The sequence below is a fragment of the Streptomyces calidiresistens genome (assembly GCF_014141525.1).
Classification (GTDB): Bacteria; Actinomycetota; Actinomycetes; order Streptomycetales; family Streptomycetaceae; genus Streptomyces; species Streptomyces calidiresistens.
Genome location: NZ_VKHS01001256.1, coordinates 1 through 1,043, shown reverse-complemented (window position 1 = coordinate 1,043; position 1,043 = coordinate 1). Strand labels below are relative to the sequence as shown.

Here is a 1,043-nt window from a genome sequence, read left to right as displayed (position 1 = left end):
GTGACCGACCGGCCGGCCGCTGCCCGGGGGGTCACCCGGGCGGTGGGGGCCGGTCGAACGGCGTGCCCCTCACCCCTCCCCCGTCCGGCCCCGGCGGTCACCGGGTACCGGGACGTCCTCGGGGAGGAGCCCCTCCCCTCTCAGCTCCTCCCACAGCCCGGCGGGCAGGGGCGCGGCGAGCGCCTCGGCGGCCTCGGTGATCTCCCGGGGCGACCGCCCGCCCGTCAACACCGCCGCCACCGCCGGGTGACCGAAGGGGAAGCGCAGGGCGGCGGTGCGCAACGGGACGCCGTGGCGTGCGCAGACCTCGCGCAGGCGCAGGGCCCGGTCGAGCAGGTGGGCCGGCGCCTCGGCGTAGTCGAAGGTGGCGCCGGGGCGCGGATCGGCCAACAGCCCGGAGTTGAAGACACCGCCGACCACGACGCCGACGCCGTGTTCGAGTGCCGCCGGCAACAGGTCGCGGAGGGCGGAGTGGTCCAGGAGGGTCCAGCGCCCGGCACACAGCACGAGGTCGGGGTCGGTCTCCCGGACGAAGCGGGTGAGCAGCGGGGTGCTGTTCATCCCCACCCCGATCGCGCCGACCACGCCCTCGTCGCGCAGGCGGTGGAGCTCGGGCATCGCCTCCTCCAGGGCCGGTCGGGCGTGGTCGTCCGGGTCGTGGAGCAGGGCGATGTCCACCCGGTCCAGGCCGAGGCGCTCCAGGCTCTCCTCCAGGGAGCGCCGGACCCCGGCGGCCCCGAAGTCCCATACCCGTTCGTGGGTGGCGGGCACCGCGAAGCCGTTGGCGAGGTCGTCGCCCCGGGGGACGGGCAGGGGACGGAGCAGTCGGCCGACCTTCGTGGAGACGGTGTACGCGTCGCGCGGGCGGTCGCGCAGGGCGGCGCCCAGACGGCGTTCGGCCAGCCCCAGACCGTAGTGGGGAGCGGTGTCGAAGGTGTGGATCCCCACCTCCCAGGCGGCGTCCACGGTGGCCGCCGCCCGCTCGGCCCCCACCGGGCGGTGGAGCCCGGCCAGGGCGGCGGTGCCCGGGGCCAGGGGGGTCG

At 77.3% G+C, this 1,043-nt stretch carries 1 protein-coding gene; it reads right to left on the bottom strand.

Annotated elements, in window-relative coordinates; all coding sequences use genetic code 11:
• Positions 1–69: 69 nt before the first annotated feature.
• Positions 70–1,043 (bottom strand): aldo/keto reductase (locus tag FOE67_RS26740; RefSeq protein ID WP_182667395.1); only part of this gene is annotated, 974 nt, incomplete at its 5' end.